The 15,308-nt window shown below is 64.5% G+C and carries 12 protein-coding genes; 4 read left to right on the forward strand and 8 right to left on the reverse strand.

Annotated features, from left to right (window positions below; translation table 11 throughout):
* The 8 genes from VG99_RS02860 to flhA form a co-directional block, all read right to left on the reverse strand.
* Positions 1-450: response regulator (locus tag VG99_RS02860; RefSeq protein WP_044501393.1), on the reverse strand; the 450-nt coding region annotated here is incomplete at its 3' end.
* Between the two features lie 11 nt (positions 451-461).
* Positions 462-2,540, reverse strand: coding sequence for a chemotaxis protein CheA (locus VG99_RS02865; protein ID WP_044498234.1), 2,079 nt, complete (start codon positions 2,538-2,540; stop codon positions 462-464).
* 48 nt (positions 2,541-2,588) lie between these two features.
* Positions 2,589-3,392, reverse strand: coding sequence for a protein phosphatase CheZ (locus VG99_RS02870; RefSeq protein ID WP_044498236.1), 804 nt, complete (start codon positions 3,390-3,392; stop codon positions 2,589-2,591).
* Between the two features lie 15 nt (positions 3,393-3,407).
* Entirely contained in the window at positions 3,408-3,785 is a 378-nt protein-coding gene (locus tag VG99_RS02875) for a chemotaxis response regulator CheY (RefSeq protein WP_204216680.1), read from the reverse strand.
* 112 nt (positions 3,786-3,897) lie between these two features.
* Positions 3,898-4,635, reverse strand: a complete 738-nt coding sequence (locus tag VG99_RS02880; protein ID WP_420848273.1) for an RNA polymerase sigma factor FliA — start codon at positions 4,633-4,635, stop codon at positions 3,898-3,900.
* Positions 4,632-5,456, reverse strand: a complete 825-nt coding sequence (gene fleN, locus VG99_RS02885) for a flagellar synthesis regulator FleN (RefSeq protein WP_044498238.1) — start codon at positions 5,454-5,456, stop codon at positions 4,632-4,634. The genes VG99_RS02880 and fleN overlap by 4 nt, the downstream gene beginning before the upstream one ends.
* 25 nt (positions 5,457-5,481) lie before the next feature.
* Entirely contained in the window at positions 5,482-6,819 is a 1,338-nt protein-coding gene (gene flhF / locus VG99_RS02890) for a flagellar biosynthesis GTPase FlhF (protein WP_044498239.1), read from the reverse strand.
* A 22-nt stretch (positions 6,820-6,841) separates the two neighbouring features.
* Complete coding sequence (gene flhA, locus VG99_RS02895) at positions 6,842-8,947, reverse strand: flagellar biosynthesis protein FlhA (protein ID WP_420848285.1); 2,106 nt, start codon at positions 8,945-8,947, stop codon at positions 6,842-6,844.
* Between the two features lie 202 nt (positions 8,948-9,149).
* On the opposite strand from flhA, the gene VG99_RS02900 reads away from it, so the two are divergent.
* The 4 genes from VG99_RS02900 (at position 9,150) to VG99_RS02915 (ending at position 15,275) form a co-directional block, all read left to right on the forward strand.
* Entirely contained in the window at positions 9,150-10,322 is a 1,173-nt protein-coding gene (locus tag VG99_RS02900; protein WP_052508673.1) for a tetratricopeptide repeat protein, read from the forward strand.
* 10 nt (positions 10,323-10,332) lie between these two features.
* Positions 10,333-12,663 carry an EAL domain-containing protein gene (locus VG99_RS02905; RefSeq protein WP_044498241.1) on the forward strand — a complete coding sequence of 777 codons (2,331 nt, stop codon included), beginning with the start codon at positions 10,333-10,335 and terminating at the stop codon, positions 12,661-12,663.
* A 38-nt stretch (positions 12,664-12,701) separates the two neighbouring features.
* A complete protein-coding gene (locus VG99_RS02910) occupies positions 12,702-14,195 on the forward strand; it encodes an L-lactate permease (protein ID WP_044498242.1) in 1,494 nt (497 codons plus the stop codon).
* Between the two features lie 81 nt (positions 14,196-14,276).
* Positions 14,277-15,275 (forward strand): LLM class flavin-dependent oxidoreductase, encoded by a 999-nt coding sequence (locus VG99_RS02915; RefSeq protein ID WP_044498243.1) that lies wholly within the window; start codon positions 14,277-14,279, stop codon positions 15,273-15,275.
* Positions 15,276-15,308 lie beyond the last annotated feature (33 nt).

Raw genomic sequence — 15,308 nt, forward strand, 5'->3', positions numbered from 1 at the left:
CACACTGGCCGGCGTCGGCACCGGCGCAGCAGCAAACCCCAGCGACCAGCGATTACTGCGCGCCAGGGCTTGCACCCGGTCGCAAAGCAATTGCCGGACCTTGTCCGGGTTGCGCGAGATGTCTTCGAAGTTCTTCGGCAGGTAATCGGCGGCGCCGGCGTCCAGGGCATCCAGGCTGACCCGGGCGCCCTCGTAGGTCAGCGACGAGAACATCAATACCGGTGTCGGCTGGCGCTGCATGATCTGGCGCACCGCGGTAATTCCATCCATGACCGGCATTTCGTAATCCATGGTGATCACGTCCGGGTGCAGGGCCAGCGTCTGCTCCACCGCTTCCTGACCGTTAGTGGCCGTGCCCACCACCTGGATCCTTGGGTCGCTTTCGAGGATTTCCTTCACCCGACGGCGAAAGAACCCCGAATCATCCACCACCAACACCTTGACCGCCATATCCTCTCCCCTCAGCCGCGGCGCGCGTAGCGTTTGAGCAGACCGGGAATGTCCAGAATCAGCGCGATACGGCCGTCACCGGTAATGGTCGCTCCGGCCATGCCGGCGGTGCCGTGCAACATGCGTCCCAGCGGCTTGATGACCACTTCTTCCTGGCCGACCAGTTGATCGACCACAAAACCGACCCGCTGGGTGCCGACCGACACGATGACCACGCTCGCTGCCGAGCGGTCGGTTTCCTGCGGTGCGCCGGGCATCAGCCAGCGCTTGAGCCAGAACAGCGGCAGCGCCTTGTCCCGTACCAGGATTACTTCCTGCCCGTCCACCACGTTGGTGCGCGACAGGTCGAGACTGTAGATTTCATTGACGCTGACCAGCGGCAGGGCAAACGCCTGGTTGCTCAGCATGACCATCAGGGTCGGCATGATCGCCAGGGTCAGGGGTACCTTGATGGCAATCTGGGTACCCACGCCCTTGGTCGATTCGATGCCGATGGTGCCATTGAGCTGGGCGATGCGGGTGCGTACCACGTCCATGCCCACGCCGCGGCCGGAGACATCGGACACTTCGGTCTTGGTGGAGAAGCCGGCAGCCAGGATCAGGTTGAAGCATTCGCTCTCGCTCAACCGCTCGGCGGCGTCGCGCTCCATCATGCCCTTCTCCACCGCCTTGGCCCGTAGCACTTCGGGGTCCATACCGCGACCGTCATCAGTGATGGTCAACAGGATATGGTCGCCTTCCTGCCGCGCCGCAAGCACCATGCTGCCCACCCGGGGCTTGCCCGCGGCTTCGCGTTCTTCGGGCATCTCGATGCCGTGATCGACCGAGTTGCGCACCAGGTGCACCAGCGGATCGGCCAGGGCTTCGACCAGGTTCTTGTCCAGGTCGGTATCCTCGCCGATCAGCTCCAGGGTGATCTCCTTCTTCAGACTGCGCGACAGATCACGCACCACCCGGGGGAAGCGGCCGAACACCTTCTTGATCGGCTGCATGCGGGTCTTCATCACCGAGGCCTGCAAATCGGCGGTGACCACATCCAGATTACCCACCGCCTTGGCCAGCTCTTCGTCCTCACTGCTGAGGCCCAGGCGTACCAGGCGGTTACGCACCAACACCAGCTCGCCCACCATGTTCATGATCTCGTCGAGCCGGGCGGTATCAACCCGTACCGTGGTTTCCACGGCGGGGGCGTCACCACTGGCGTCAGACTTTCTCTCTGGCCGCGGGTTGGCGGGCGGCTTGGCCGCCGCCACGGGAGCGGCGGGTACCGATGCAGGGGCGGTCGGCGCGGGCGTCGGGGGTACGACGGGCGCCTCGCCCGGACCCTTGCCGGGACCATGGAGCTGATCCAGCAGGGCTTCAAATTCGTCGTCGGTGATCAGCTCACCGGCGCCGGCGGCGGGCTCAGAAGCGGCAGTCGTAGGGGATACCGGCGCGGCGGGTTCGGCCGCGCCCGGGCCTTTGCCCGCCCCATGCAACTGATCGAGCAAGGCCTCGAACTCATCGTCGGTAATGTCATCGCCGGTCGGCGCGGGCGCCATGGCTGGCGGCGCCTCGCCCGCTTCCGGTTTGACGTGTAGAGCCTCGAGCAGCAGTTCGAATTCGTCGTCGGTGATATCGCCGTCAGCCAGGTCTGGCTCCGCTGGCACGGGCCCCGGCTCAGCGGCGACCGCGACAGGTGCAGGGGCCTGCGCCGCGAGGGCGGGCTGCGCTAGCGCGGAAAGCGCTGCCAGCAGCTGCGGCTCGGCGGGGGTCGGCGCCTCGCCTTCACGCACCTGGGCAAACATGCTGTTGATGGTATCGAGCGCCTGCAGCACCACGTCCATCAGTTCGGCGTCGACCTGGCGCTCGCCCTTGCGCAGGATGTCGAAGACGTTTTCCGCGATATGGCAGCAGGCAACCAGGGCGTCCAGCTGCAGGAAGCCGGCACCGCCCTTGACCGTGTGGAAGCCGCGGAAGATCGCGTTGAGCAGGTCGGTATCGCCAGGGCGGTTCTCCAGATCCACCAGCTGTTCCGACAGTAGTTCGAGAATTTCCCCGGCTTCCACCAGGAAGTCCTGGAGAATCTCTTCGTCCGCATCAAAGCTCATTCAACGCTCCCTTGCCCTGCGACAAAATACCAACGGTGTCGTCAGCCCCTAGAACCCGAGACTGGACAGCAGGTCATCAACTTCATCCTGCCCCGACACCACATCATCCCTCTTATCGGCATGAATCTGCGGACCTTCACCCTGGTGCGAGGTTTTTTTCACTTCCGGGCCAGTAAAGTTGTGCTGGATGCCCGCCATACGGTCGACCTGGCCGGCCATGCGAACGAGATTCAGCAGGCTGTCCTCGACATCGTGCACCAGGGTAATAACTCGCTTGATCACCTGGCCGGTCAGGTCCTGATAATCCTGGGCCATGAGAATGTCATTCAGGTTCGATGACACCTCGGCGCTCTGCTGCTCGCTGCGCTCGAGGAACGCCAGGATGTTGCGCGACAGTTCACGGAACTCCGCTGCGCTCATCTCGCGGCGCTGCAGGCGCTCCCACTCGGCGCGCAGCGTTGCCGCTTCCTGGCCCAAGGCGGACACCACCGGGGCGCTGCTCTCGACCAGATCCATGGTGCGGTTGGCGGCCTTGTCGGTCAGCCGCACCACATAGTCCAGCCGGTCCGAGGCGTCGGAGATCTTCGAGGCTTCGGTCGCCTCGGCGTCGCCATCCAGGGTGCGGGCCGTGTCTATCTGGAAATTGATGATCGAGTTGTGCAGCGCGCGGGTAAGCTTGCCAACTTCGTAATACAGGCCGCGGTCGCGGGCCTGATTGATCTCATGGATGACCAGTACTGCCTCGCGGTAATCCCCCTCTTCGAGGTGGTCCACCAGCTTCCGGGCATTGTTTTTCAGGGAATGCTCGAATTCATCAGCGATTATCTGGCCGGGTTCACTGCTCAGTGCCATAACGTCCCCCGAGGGCTACTTTGCCTCGATTCGCTCGAATACCTTTTCGATCTTTTCCTTCAGCGCCTGGGCAGTGAAGGGCTTGACCACATAACCATTGACCCCGGCCTGGGCCGCCTCGATGATCTGATCCCGCTTGGCTTCAGCGGTGACCATCAGGACCGGCAGGTGCTTCAGGCGTTCGTCCGCCCGTACCGCCCGCAGCAGGTCGATACCGCTCATGCCGGGCATGTTCCAGTCGGTCACCAGGAAGTCGAAACTGCCACTCTGCAGCATGGGTAGCGCGGTGGTGCCGTCATCCGCTTCCGCGGTATTGGTGAACCCCAGATCGCGCAACAGGTTCTTGATAATGCGCCGCATCGTCGAAAAATCATCGACGATGAGAATTTTCATGTTCTTGTCCAAGTCGACCTCCATACAAACCAGAAGAAGTGCAGTCAGGGTGCTCCTGTTCTGCACTTCATTAAACTGTTGTCATTAATCAGGGATACGCCTGAAACGCCGCTCAACCGTCGCGCCAGTCGGCCATCCGGGCGCGCAGTCGCGCGGCGCACTGGCTGTGCAACTGACTGACTCTCGATTCGCTGACACCCAGCACCGCACCGATCTCCTTGAGATTGAGCTCTTCATCGTAATACAGCGACAGCACCAGCTGCTCGCGCTCGGGCAACCGGGAGATCGCCTCGGCCAATGCGTTGCGGAAACGTTCATCCTCCACTCCATCGAAGGCTTCGTGGTCGGAACCGACTTCGGCCGGTGCGCCGGCCTCCAGCAGGTCTTCGAAGCTGAACAGGCGGCTGCCGGCCGTGTCGTTGAGAATCGCGTAATAATCCTCGAGGCTCATCTCCAATTCGGCAGCAACCTCGTGATCTTTAGCGTCACGACCGACTTTCGCTTCAACGGCGCGAATCGCGCCACTGACCAGCCGGGTATTGCGATGGACCGAGCGGGGGGCCCAATCGCCCTTGCGCACATCATCGAGCATGGCGCCGCGGATGCGGATGCCGGCATAGGTCTCGAAACTGGCGCCCTTGCTGTGGTCGAACTTGCGGGACGCTTCCAGCAGCCCCAGCATGCCCGCCTGGATCAGATCTTCCACCTGCACGCTGGCCGGCAGGCGCGCCAGCATGTGATAGGCAATACGCTTGACCAGCGGCGCAAACTGCTGCACCAGGCGATCCTGTTCGGTGGCGGCGCCCATGGTGCGCGCGTACATATTGACGCCACCTCCTCCTACACTCATGGGGCCACTTCGCTCCGCTGTACCAGACGCTCGACAAAGAATTCCAGATGCCCGCGAGGGCTGGACGGCAGCGGCCAGGCATCGACCTTGCGGGCAATGGCGCGGAAGGCCAGCGCAGCCTTGCTGCGGGGGAAGGCATCAAAGATGGCCCGCTGCCGCTGAGCCGCCTTGCGCACGGTTTCGTCGTAGGGAATCGCGCCGACGTACTGGAGCGTCACCTCGAGGAAGCGGTCGGTTACCTGCACCAGCTTGTTGAATACGTTATGACCTTCCTGGGGGCTGTGGACCATGCTGGCCAGCACCCGGAAGCGGGACACGCCATGGTCCCGGTTGAGCAGTTTGATCAGTGCATAGGCATCGGTGATGGAAGTCGGCTCGTCACAGACCACCACGACCACCTCCTGGGCGGCCCGCACGAAGCTGACCACCGAATCGCCGATACCCGCAGCGGTGTCGACCACCAGGATATCCAGGTCATCGCCGATATCGCTGAAGGCCTGGATCAGACCGGCATGTTCCCGTGGACCGAGGTTGACCATATCGGCGGCGCCGGAGGCAGCGGGGACGATACGAATCCCCCCCGGCCCGTTGATCATCACCTCACGCAGGTCGCAATGGCCAGCCAAGACGTCAGCCAGCGTCGCCTTGGGTCGCAGGCCCAATTGCACGTCCACGTTGGCCAGGCCCAGGTCGGCGTCCATCAACACTACGCGACGCCCGAGCTCGGCCAGCGCCAGGGACAGGTTGACCGACACATTGGTCTTGCCCACGCCGCCCTTGCCGCCGGTTACCGCAATTACCTGAACCGGATGATTGCCCATTCTGTGCTGTCGCCTTCTGAAATCGTTAACTTGCGCGCTGATTGTGAAGTATACCGGCAAATACATCGGCCATGGTCTGATCCTCAGCGGTCTCATTCCCCGCCAGGCCAACGGCGCGGCTGACCAACTGGTGGCCTACCCCACGGGCCAGATCATCCGGAATGCGCTGGCCATCGGCCACATAGGCTACCGGGAGTTGCTGCTCCATGGCCAGCCCCAGCGCTTCGCCGAGGGTGGCGGCTTCATCGACCTTGGTCAGAATGCAGCCCACCGGGTTGCAGCCGCGATAGTTATGCCAGGCCGCCTTGAGCACCCGGTACTGGCTGGTCGCGGCCAGCACCAGCAGCGTGCTGACGCGGGCGCCCTGGGCAGCCAGCTCACTCAACTGGCCCCGCAGGTGCGGGTCCTGTGCCTGCAGGCCGGCGGTATCCACCAGCACCAGGCGCTTGTTCCCGAACTCTTCCAGTACCTCGGCCAAGCTGTTCTGTTCATCGACCACCCGCACCGGCACGTTGAGGATCCGGCCCAGGGTACGCAGCTGCTCATGGGCGCCGATGCGGTAGGTATCCATGGTCACCAGCGCCACGTTCTGACTGCCGTGCTTGAGCACATAACGCGCGGCCAGCTTGCCCAGGGTGGTGGTCTTGCCGGCGCCGGTAGGGCCGACCAGGGCGATCACGCCGCCGCGCTCGATCAGTTCGTCGCGCAGCACCGGCAGGCCCTGGGACAGATGGGCCAGCAGCAGGCGCCAGGCCTGGCGTACGTCGGTGACCTCGGCCACCTTGGTCAACAGTTCCTTGCACAGTTCGGCTGGCAGGCCCAGGTGAATCAGCTTGCGCCACAGGCTGGCCTGGCGCGGTTGGTGCTGATTGACCTGCCCCCACGCCAGGCCGCCCAACTGGGATTCGAGCATCTCGCGCAGGCCGGCAATCTCGGAACGCATGGCGTCCAGCTCCTCACCACCCACCGGGGCAGGATGCGCTGCCGCCTCGGCGGCAGGCGCAGCGCGCTCGCTGTGCAGCCGCTCGATCAGCCCCTGGGCCACGGCGGAACCCTGCTCGGCCGCCTGGCGCATGCTGTCACCAAATAATTGACGGTTGACGCTGGGGCCTTCGGCGGGGCGCTCGCCCTCCTCCAGACTGGCCCGGGCGCTGAGGATGCGCTCCTGGGTCTTCTTCAGTTCCAGGTCCAGGCCAGGGGTCGGCGGCGTCAGCCGGGGCGCTTCATAATCCAGCGCCGCGGTCAGCTCAACACCGCCGGCCACGCGCCGGTTGGCGATGATGGAGGCGTCGGCGCCCATCTCGTCCCGTACCAGCTTCATTGCCGAGCGCATGTCTGCCGCAAAAAAACGTTTGACTCTCATGGCCTGTTCTCACCCTGTGTAATCAATTCTGTCCAACGGTGGCAACGATGGTGACCTGCTTGCTGTCCGGAATTTCCTGGTAGGACAGCACATGGGCGCCGGGCGCCGCGTAGCGAACGAACCGTGCCATCATGTTGCGTACCGGGCCGGCAACCAGCAGGATCGCCGGCTTGCCCATCATTTCCTGCCGCTGCACCATGTCCGCCAGGGACCGCTGCAGCTTCTCCGCCATGCCCGGTTCCAGCAGAATGCCGTCATCGTTGCCTTGTCCGGCCTTCTGCAGGCTTTGAAGCAATATTTGTTCCAACCTGGGCTCAAGGGTGATCACGGGCAGCTCGGAGTCAAGCCCGACAATGCTTTGCACGATGGAGCGTGACAGGGCGATGCGCACCGCGCCGATCAGCGCGCCGGTATCTTGACTCTTGCCCGACTGATTGGCGATGGCCTCGGCGATGGTGCGGATGTCCCGTACCGGTACCTGCTCCTGCAATAATCCCTGCAGCACCTTGAGCAGCCCGGACAGCGAAATGATCCCGGGAACCAGCTCCTCGGCCAGTTTCGGCGAAGCCTTGGCCAGCACCTTGAGCAACTGCTGGACCTCTTCGTGACCGAGTAGCTCATGGGAATGCTTGTGGAGGATCTGATTGAGATGGGTCGCGACCACGGTGCTCACATCCACCACGGTGTAACCCAGTGACTGGGCCTGGTCCTTGTGCGCCGGCTCGATCCACACTGCATCCAGGCCAAACGCAGGGTCCTTGCCGGCGATGCCCTTGATCTCACCGAACACCTGCCCCGGGTTGATCGCCAGTTCACGGTCCGCGTACACCTCGGCCTCAGCCACTCCAACACCCATCAGGGTGATGCGATAGACGTTCGGTGCCAGGTCCAGGTTGTCACGGATGTGCACCGACGGCATCAGGAAACCCAGGTCCTGGGACAGCTTCTTGCGAATCCCCTTGATACGCGCCAGCAGCTGCCCGCCCTGGCTGCGATCCACCAGCGGGATCAATCGGTAACCCACTTCCAGGCCGACCATGTCCACCGGGGTGACATCATCCCAGCCCAGTTCGCGGTTCTCCGGATGGGCCACGGCGGGCAGCTGCGCCCGCTGTTGCTCGGCGACCTGTTCGGCCTCGGCCTTGAGCCGCTGTTTGTGGGCAATGAAATAGGCGCCGCCGGCGGCGAGCGCACCCAACCCAAGGAAGGATAGGTGCGGCATGCCGGGAATCAGCCCCATGACAATCATGATGGCGGCGGCAATGCCGAGCGCCTTGGGCGAGGCGAACATCTGCCGCTTGACCTGCCCGCCCATGTCTTCGGAGGTAGAGACCCGGGTGACCATGATGGCCGCCGCGGTGGACAGCAGCAGCGAGGGAATCTGCGCCACCAGGCCGTCGCCGATGGTCAGCAGCACGTAGATTTCCCCGGCCTCGGCAAACCCCAGCCCGTGCTGGGCCATGCCAATGGCCAGGCCGCCGATGACGTTGATGAACAGGATCAGCAGACCCGCGACCGCATCCCCGCGCACGAACTTGCTGGCACCGTCCATGGAGCCGTAGAAATCCGCTTCCTGGGCGACCTCCATCCGACGCGTCTTGGCCTCGTTCTGGTCGATCAGGCCGGCATTGAGGTCGGCGTCAATCGCCATCTGCTTGCCGGGCATGGCATCCAGGGTAAAGCGTGCGCTTACTTCGGAAATCCGCCCCGCACCCTTGGTCACCACCACGAAGTTGATGATCATGAGGATGATGAACACCACCAGGCCGACCACGAAGTTACCGCCGATCACCACCTCGCCGAACGCCTGGATCACCTTGCCCGCCGCATCGCCACCTTCATGGCCATGCAGCAGCACCACCCGTGTCGATGCTACGTTCAGCGCCAGGCGCAGCAGGGTGGCCACCAGCAGAATGGTCGGAAAGGCAGCAAAATCGAGCGGCCGCAGCGCATAGGCGCAGACCAGCAGCACCACCAGCGACAGCGCGATGTTGAACGTGAAGAAAACGTCCAGCAGAAAGGGCGGCACTGGCAGCATCATCATGCCCAGCATGGCCAACAGCAGGATCGGCACGCCCAGGCTACCATGGCGCAAGCCCGCCAGATTGCTGCGCATGGAACTGATCATTTCACCGCGATTGACAGCCATTCCCCTAAGGTACCCCGGACAAAATATTGACGTGAAAGCTTCCCTGAGCCTGTTCAAGGCAAGAACTGTTCCACAAAATTGAAAAAAACATTCACCGACCAGGACATTGTTTCTGTGCCGTCAGTCACTAGTGTGCATAATCCTGTGTCACCGGATGGCGGTTTCGCTAACGAGAGAGTTCATGCGCGCATTGTCCGCACTGTTGCTATCCTGCTGTCTGGCCGGGTGTGCCGCCTCGCCCGAGTGGGCAAGACTATGGCCGCGCACCGGCGAGCCGCGTCCGGCTGAGGCCACCGCGCCAACCTGGTTCCCGGAGGCGCAGCGGCTACTCGACCAGCCGCGGATCGACCCCCTGACCCAATTCCTTGAACAACACACCCAGGACGCTGCCACGTCTGCCTATCAACAGGTAGCCCGGGAACGGGACAGCCGCTGCCGGGCCATCGGCACCCGCTACGCCGCCGAGCCGCCAACGCCGGAGACCCTCGCCCGGCTGCGTGCGGGCTATCAGTATTCCTGCCCTGGGCAAGTCGCCACGTTCGCCCAGCGGGTGGACCACAGTGCGCCGACCCGGCAGTCAAGCGCGCCCCGGGCAGATCAACTGTCCGCCCAGGACGCGCCCAGGGTGCCGCAGCGCCAGATCAACAGTTGTTATCTGCTATTCACTATCAAGAACTACCAACAGGCGCTGCCGGCTTGCAGCGCAGCGGCCGAAGCCGGGGACGCCAAGGCGCAGCAGCACCTGGCCAGCATCCTCAAGGTAAACGGTAAGGCCGAGCAGGCGCTGGTCTGGGCCAACCGCTCCGCCGAGCAGCAGTACGGCCCCGGGCAACTGTTACTCGCCCAGCTCTACCAGCAGGGCCTGGGCACCGCTGTCGATCAGCAGAAGGCGCTGACGCTGATCGAGGACGCGGCCGGACGCGGGGTGGCCGCTGCCCAGTACCAGGCCGGGATGGCCTACCTGGACGGCAGCGGTGTGCCCGTCGACCGGGCCGTTGCCCAACGCTGGCTGGAGCTGGCGGCCGGGCAGGATTTCCTTGAGGCGCAACTGCAGCTGGCTGACCTGCATCTGCAGGAACGCGGCGCCGGGCAGGCCAATGCCCGGCAATGGTTGCTGCGCGCCGCCTCCCTGGGATCACCGGTTGCCCAGTACCGCCTGGGCGCCAGCTACATGGACGGGCTGGGCGGCGCCCCCGATTACACCGAAGCTTACGTCTGGCTGAGCCTGGCGCTGCTCAACGGCGAATCGCGGGCCGAGGCGCGGGTCCGCACGCTGGCGGGCCAGCTTACTGCCGAGCAGATCCAGCTCGCCCGGCAGCGGCTTGAGGCCGGGCGCGCAGGACGACTACCTTGAGCCCGCCGCCATGACCCGGCGCAAGAGTTCCATCATCCTGACCCTGCTTTTGCTGATCGGGCTGTTCATTGTCGGAATGGGCTTGATGTCCAGCCTCAATCTCAACTTCGCCCAGCAGGCCATGTCAGAGCAACGCCAGCAGCAGATCGCCGATACCTTTCACTCCAACCTGGAGCGCATCAACGCCCACCACTACCTGATGGAGCAGAACACCGGCGCCCTCGCCCGCCTGGGCGAACTCTTCGCCCGGCAGAAGAACCTGACCGGGCGGGACAACCTGGCCGAGCTGGAGCGCAGTGTCGGTGCCACGCTGCGGGAGCTGCGGGATGTGCACGGCGGCGGCATCCTGTTCGATCCCGGCAGCTACCGCTTCGCCGCCATCGGCGTCTATGGCTACCGCGGCAATACCGCCGCGCACACCCTGTATCGCGAAACCGATTTCCGCGACAAGGACTGGTACCAGCGCATCCTGCCACCGACCCAGGGCCAGGACGCGCCCTACCATTGGACGGCGGCCTATTACAAATCGCGGATCGACAATGTGGTCATCAGCGTCAGCACCTTGCTGCACGACAATCATGGCAAGCCGATCGGGCTGGCCGCCACCGACTGGCAGGCCGATGAGGTCATCCGCCTGGTGAGCCGGGTGCGCATCACCCCCGGCACCTTTTCCTTCCTGCTCGACCGGGAAAACCGCAACCTGTCGAGCCTCGCCGAGGCAGCTGATGTGCAGCAGGCCCAGCGGTTGATGGATGCCATCACGGCCCTGCAACTGACCGGCGAGCCGCCATCCGAACAGCTGCCGGGCGCGCTGGCCAGTCGTTACCCCGGTTCGCCCATGCAGAACCGCACGCTGCAGGTCGGCGATGCGGAGTATGCCCTGTTCTACGCCCCCACCGAGGCCGGCATGGTCTTCGGCATCGGCATCCCCCAGGCGGAGATCGACGCGGTACTGGCGCCCATGCGGGCGAGCAATTTCCGCATCGTGGCGATCATCGTCGGCATCCTGGTGCTGCTATCGGGGCTCATTCTCTACATGGTGGCCGGTACCCTGCGCCAGCTCAACAGTCTCTATACCGACCCGCTCACCGGCCTGGCCAATCGGGAGCGGTTGCTCCTTGACCTGCAGCAGGAGCATCCACGCACCTTGATCCTGCTCAACATCGACGCGTTCAAGGAAATAAACGATTTCTACGGCAGCTCCTGCGGCGACCACGTGATTCGGGAGCTCGCCGCAGGGTTGCTCCAGCACGTCGCCAACACGCCGGGCTGGCGGGCGGTACGGGTGTATCACATGGCCGGGGACGAGATGGCCCTGTTATTCCCCGACAGCCCCGGGCAAGGTTTACTGGAACAACGCCTGGAGAACCTGCAGGCCTTCAGCAAGGGGCTGACCGTCAGTTGGCAGCAGCAGCCGATTCCGCTGCAGGTGACCCTGGGGCTGGCCGCGACGACCCAGCCCGACGGTTCGCCGCTGGCCAGCGAACAACTGCTACCCTCGGCCAGTATCGCGCTGAAGCTGGCCCGCCTGAACCAGCTCAACTACCTGATCCACGACCCCGCCCATCGCATGCGCGAGACCTATGAGCACAACCTGCTCTGGTCCAACCGGCTGCGTACTGCGCTGGAGCATGACCGGATCGTGCCCTGGTTCCAGCCGATCATGAACCTGGGTACCGGCCGCATCGACAAGTACGAGTGTCTGGTGCGCATGCTGGATGACGATGGCTCGGCCATCAGCCCGGCCAACTTCCTGCCGGTGGCGCGCAAGATCCGCCTGTATCGGCAGATTACCCGGCGCATGGTGGATCAATGCATTGCGCTTTTTTCCGACAGCGACCTGCAGTTCTCTCTCAATCTGTCCTGCGATGACCTGCTGGATGCCGAGCTGAGCGGCTACATTCTCCAGCGCCTGCAGGACCCGGCGCTGGCGCAGCGGGTGATCTTCGAGATACTGGAATCGGAAGGTATCGAGAATTACCGTGCGGTACGCCAGTTTATTGACGAGGCCAAGGCGCTGGGTTGCCGGATCGCCATCGACGATTTCGGCACCGGCTATTCGAATTTCGAGCACCTGTTGCGCCTGGATGTGGACCTGATCAAGATCGACGGCAGCCTTATCCGCCAGCTCGACAGCGATGCGGATGCCCGGGCGCTGACCCAGGGCATAGTGCGCTTCGCCAGGGAACTGGGCATGCAGACGGTCGCGGAATTCGTCCATAACGACGCGGTGATGGCGCAAGTGCGCGCGCTGGGCATCGATTTCGCCCAGGGCGCGTATATCGGCATGCCGGCCCCCGGGTTGCCCGCCGGACTATGCCTGGCTGACATCGACGACTAGAATGCGGACGGTCGCCCGCCATAACGCAAGAAGAACACATGATGTACTTGCTCTGGTCGCTGCCTGCCGTGGTCGTTCTGGTGACCATTCTCAGCGGCCGCGCCAATATCACCGTCGCCGCTGTCCTGGGTCTGCTGACCACCCTTCCGGTCGCCCTGCTGGCCGGCCCCACCCCCTTTGCGGTCGGTCAGTTGAGCGAGGCGCTGCTGCGCGGGCTGTGGATCGGCGCGGTGATCGCTCCCTACATCCTCGGCGGTCTGTTGTTCTGGCAGGTGGCGGCCCGCGATCCTACGGGCTACACCGCCGCCCCGGCCGCCGATAATGAGCTGGACGAGCGCAGCTGGACGCCCCTGGCCCGCCGTCGACTGGTCTTCTTCGCCTGTTTCCTGGTCGGCCCCTTTGCCGAGTCGGTGACCGGCTTCGGCGTCGGTATGCTGGGCACGGTGATCCTGCTTCGCCGCTTCGACTTTGCGGCCCGGCATCTGATGATCTTCGCCCTGCTGAGCCAGACCGTCATCCCCTGGGGCGCCATGAGCAGCGGCACCCTGCTGGCCGCAGCCTACGCCCGTATTCCCGCGGTGCAACTGGCGGTGTACAGCGCGGTGCCGGTGGCGCTGCTGATGCTGGTCTGGCTCGCCCTGTTCTGGCAGACGGCGCGGCGGGCCGGAATCGGCGCCCCCTGGTCGGAATGCCTGCGGGAGGTTGCGTGGATCGCGGTCAGCCTGGTTGCGCTGGTGCTAACCACCTGGCACCTGGGGCCGGAAACCGCGTTGCTAGCCGCCTTCGGCCCGCTGATCGTGGTCCGTCTCCTGCTGGATCTGCGACCGAACCGGCGCCAGGCTCGAGCAGCGGCGCGCAAGGTGCTGCCCTATGTCCTGCTGATAAGTGGTCTGGCCCTGAGCCGACTGGTGCCTGACCTGCGTGGTGCACTCAGCACCGTCGGCCAGGTGACCCTGTTCCATGATCTGCCCGCCTGGTCGCCGCTGTTCCATGCCGGCAGTTGGCTGATTGCCGGCGCGCTGCTCACCCTGCTGCTGCGCCGGCAGACTGGCAACCTGGCCCGGGAAGCCCGTACTGCCTGGCACACCGGGCAACATGCCGTGCTGACGCTGTTCCTGTTTGCCATGATGGCGGAGGTGTTGACCGCTTCGGGTATTTCCGGCGCCTTTGCCGCTGCCACCTTTGCCAGCCTGGGCGAAAACGCGATCCTGGTTACGCCGCTGTTATCCGGCGGCTTTGCCGTGCTGGCCAACAGCGGCAACCCGGCCAATAGCCTGTTCATGCCATCGCAAGTGGCGTTGGCGCTGCAGGCGGGCCTGAGCATCCCGGCGGTCGCCGCCTTGCAACACGCCTCGGGCATGTGCCTGGGCTTTTTCTCCCCGGTACGCATGTCGATCGCCGCCAGCCTGGCCAACGGCTTCGGCGAAGAACGACGAGTCTATGGGCAACTGCTGCCCTTTGCCGTGGCGGCAGTGGCGCTGTTGATGGGCATGGCGTGGTGGGTCGCTGCCACCGGCGGGACGACGCGCTGATTCCTGAGTGGCTTCAGGACTATGCCCCGCGGGCATCCGGGGGTAGCATGGCTGGCACATTCCTGCTGTTGCGGAGCCCCTATGACGACCCCAGCCGTACCGCTTTCGATTCTGGATCTGTGCCCCGTCACCCTGGATTCGACCCCCGCCCAGGCCCTGCGCAACAGCCTGCGCCTGGCTCGCCATGCGGAGCAGTTGGGCTACCAGCGCTTCTGGGTGGCCGAACACCACAACATGGTCGGCATCGCTAGCGCTGCTACCTCGGTCGTCATCGGTTACCTGGCCGCCGGCACCGAGCGCATCCGCCTCGGTTCGGGCGGCATCATGCTGCCGAACCATTCGCCGCTGCAGATTGCCGAGCAGTTCGGCACGCTTGAGTCGCTCTATCCCGGGCGCATCGACCTGGGCCTGGGGCGTGCCCCCGGAACCGATATGGCGACCGCCCGCGCCCTGCGCCGCGGCCGCACCGACGGTGAAGATTTCCCGCAGATGCTGGAAGAGCTGCGCCATTACTTTGCCGAACCGGAGCCCGGCCAGCGCCTGGTGGCGGTGCCGGGTGCGGGGTTGGATGTGCCCATCTGGCTGCTCGGCTCCAGTACCTTCAGCGCGCAACTGGCCGCCAGCCTGGGATTGCCCTTCGCCTTCGCCGGTCAATTCTCGCCCGATTACCTGATGGCCGCGATGCGCGCCTATCAGGAGAACTTCGTGCCGTCGGCCACGTTGCAGCAGCCCTACGCCATGCTCGGCATCAACGCCTTTGTTGCCGAGACACGCGACGAAGCCCATTACCTGGCCAGCTCCCACCAGCAGTCCTTCCTCAACATGATCCGCGGCGAGCGCGGCCAGTTGCGCCCGCCGGTGGCGGACATGGACGCGCTCTGGCAACCCCATGAGCGGCATCAGGTGCTCTCGACCCTGGCCGGCACCCTGATCGGCGACGAGCAGACCGTGGCCCAGCAGATGGCCGACCTGCTGGGGCGCAGCGGCGCCAATGAGCTGATCGTCAACAGTCCAATCTATGATCAGGACCAGCGCTGTGCCAGCTACGAACGCCTGATGGCCGCGGCCTCGCGGCTGTAGCCCCAGGCCGATTACCCGAACTTTGCCGGCCTC

It is taken from the genome of Pseudomonas saudimassiliensis (genome assembly GCF_000939975.1).
In the GTDB taxonomy this organism is placed as follows: Bacteria; Pseudomonadota; Gammaproteobacteria; order Pseudomonadales; family Pseudomonadaceae; genus Halopseudomonas; species Halopseudomonas saudimassiliensis.

What these genes read in the sequence shown, in the direction of transcription:
- VG99_RS02865 (WP_044498234.1), bottom strand. Translation starts at nt 2,540, where the DNA reads ATGAGCTTTGATGCGGACGAAGAGATTCTCCAGGACTTCCTGGTGGAA.
- VG99_RS02870 (WP_044498236.1), bottom strand. Translation starts at nt 3,392, where the DNA reads ATGGCACTGAGCAGTGAACCCGGCCAGATAATCGCTGATGAATTCGAG.
- VG99_RS02875 (WP_204216680.1), bottom strand. Translation starts at nt 3,785, where the DNA reads ATGAAAATTCTCATCGTCGATGATTTTTCGACGATGCGGCGCATTATC.
- VG99_RS02880 (WP_420848273.1), bottom strand. Translation starts at nt 4,635, where the DNA reads ATGAGTGTAGGAGGAGGTGGCGTCAATATGTACGCGCGCACCATGGGC.
- fleN (WP_044498238.1), bottom strand. Translation starts at nt 5,456, where the DNA reads ATGGGCAATCATCCGGTTCAGGTAATTGCGGTAACCGGCGGCAAGGGC.
- flhF (WP_044498239.1), bottom strand. Translation starts at nt 6,819, where the DNA reads ATGAGAGTCAAACGTTTTTTTGCGGCAGACATGCGCTCGGCAATGAAG.
- flhA (WP_420848285.1), bottom strand. Translation starts at nt 8,947, where the DNA reads ATGATCAGTTCCATGCGCAGCAATCTGGCGGGCTTGCGCCATGGTAGC.
- VG99_RS02900 (WP_052508673.1), top strand. Translation starts at nt 9,150, where the DNA reads ATGCGCGCATTGTCCGCACTGTTGCTATCCTGCTGTCTGGCCGGGTGT.
- VG99_RS02905 (WP_044498241.1), top strand. Translation starts at nt 10,333, where the DNA reads ATGACCCGGCGCAAGAGTTCCATCATCCTGACCCTGCTTTTGCTGATC.
- VG99_RS02910 (WP_044498242.1), top strand. Translation starts at nt 12,702, where the DNA reads ATGATGTACTTGCTCTGGTCGCTGCCTGCCGTGGTCGTTCTGGTGACC.
- VG99_RS02915 (WP_044498243.1), top strand. Translation starts at nt 14,277, where the DNA reads ATGACGACCCCAGCCGTACCGCTTTCGATTCTGGATCTGTGCCCCGTC.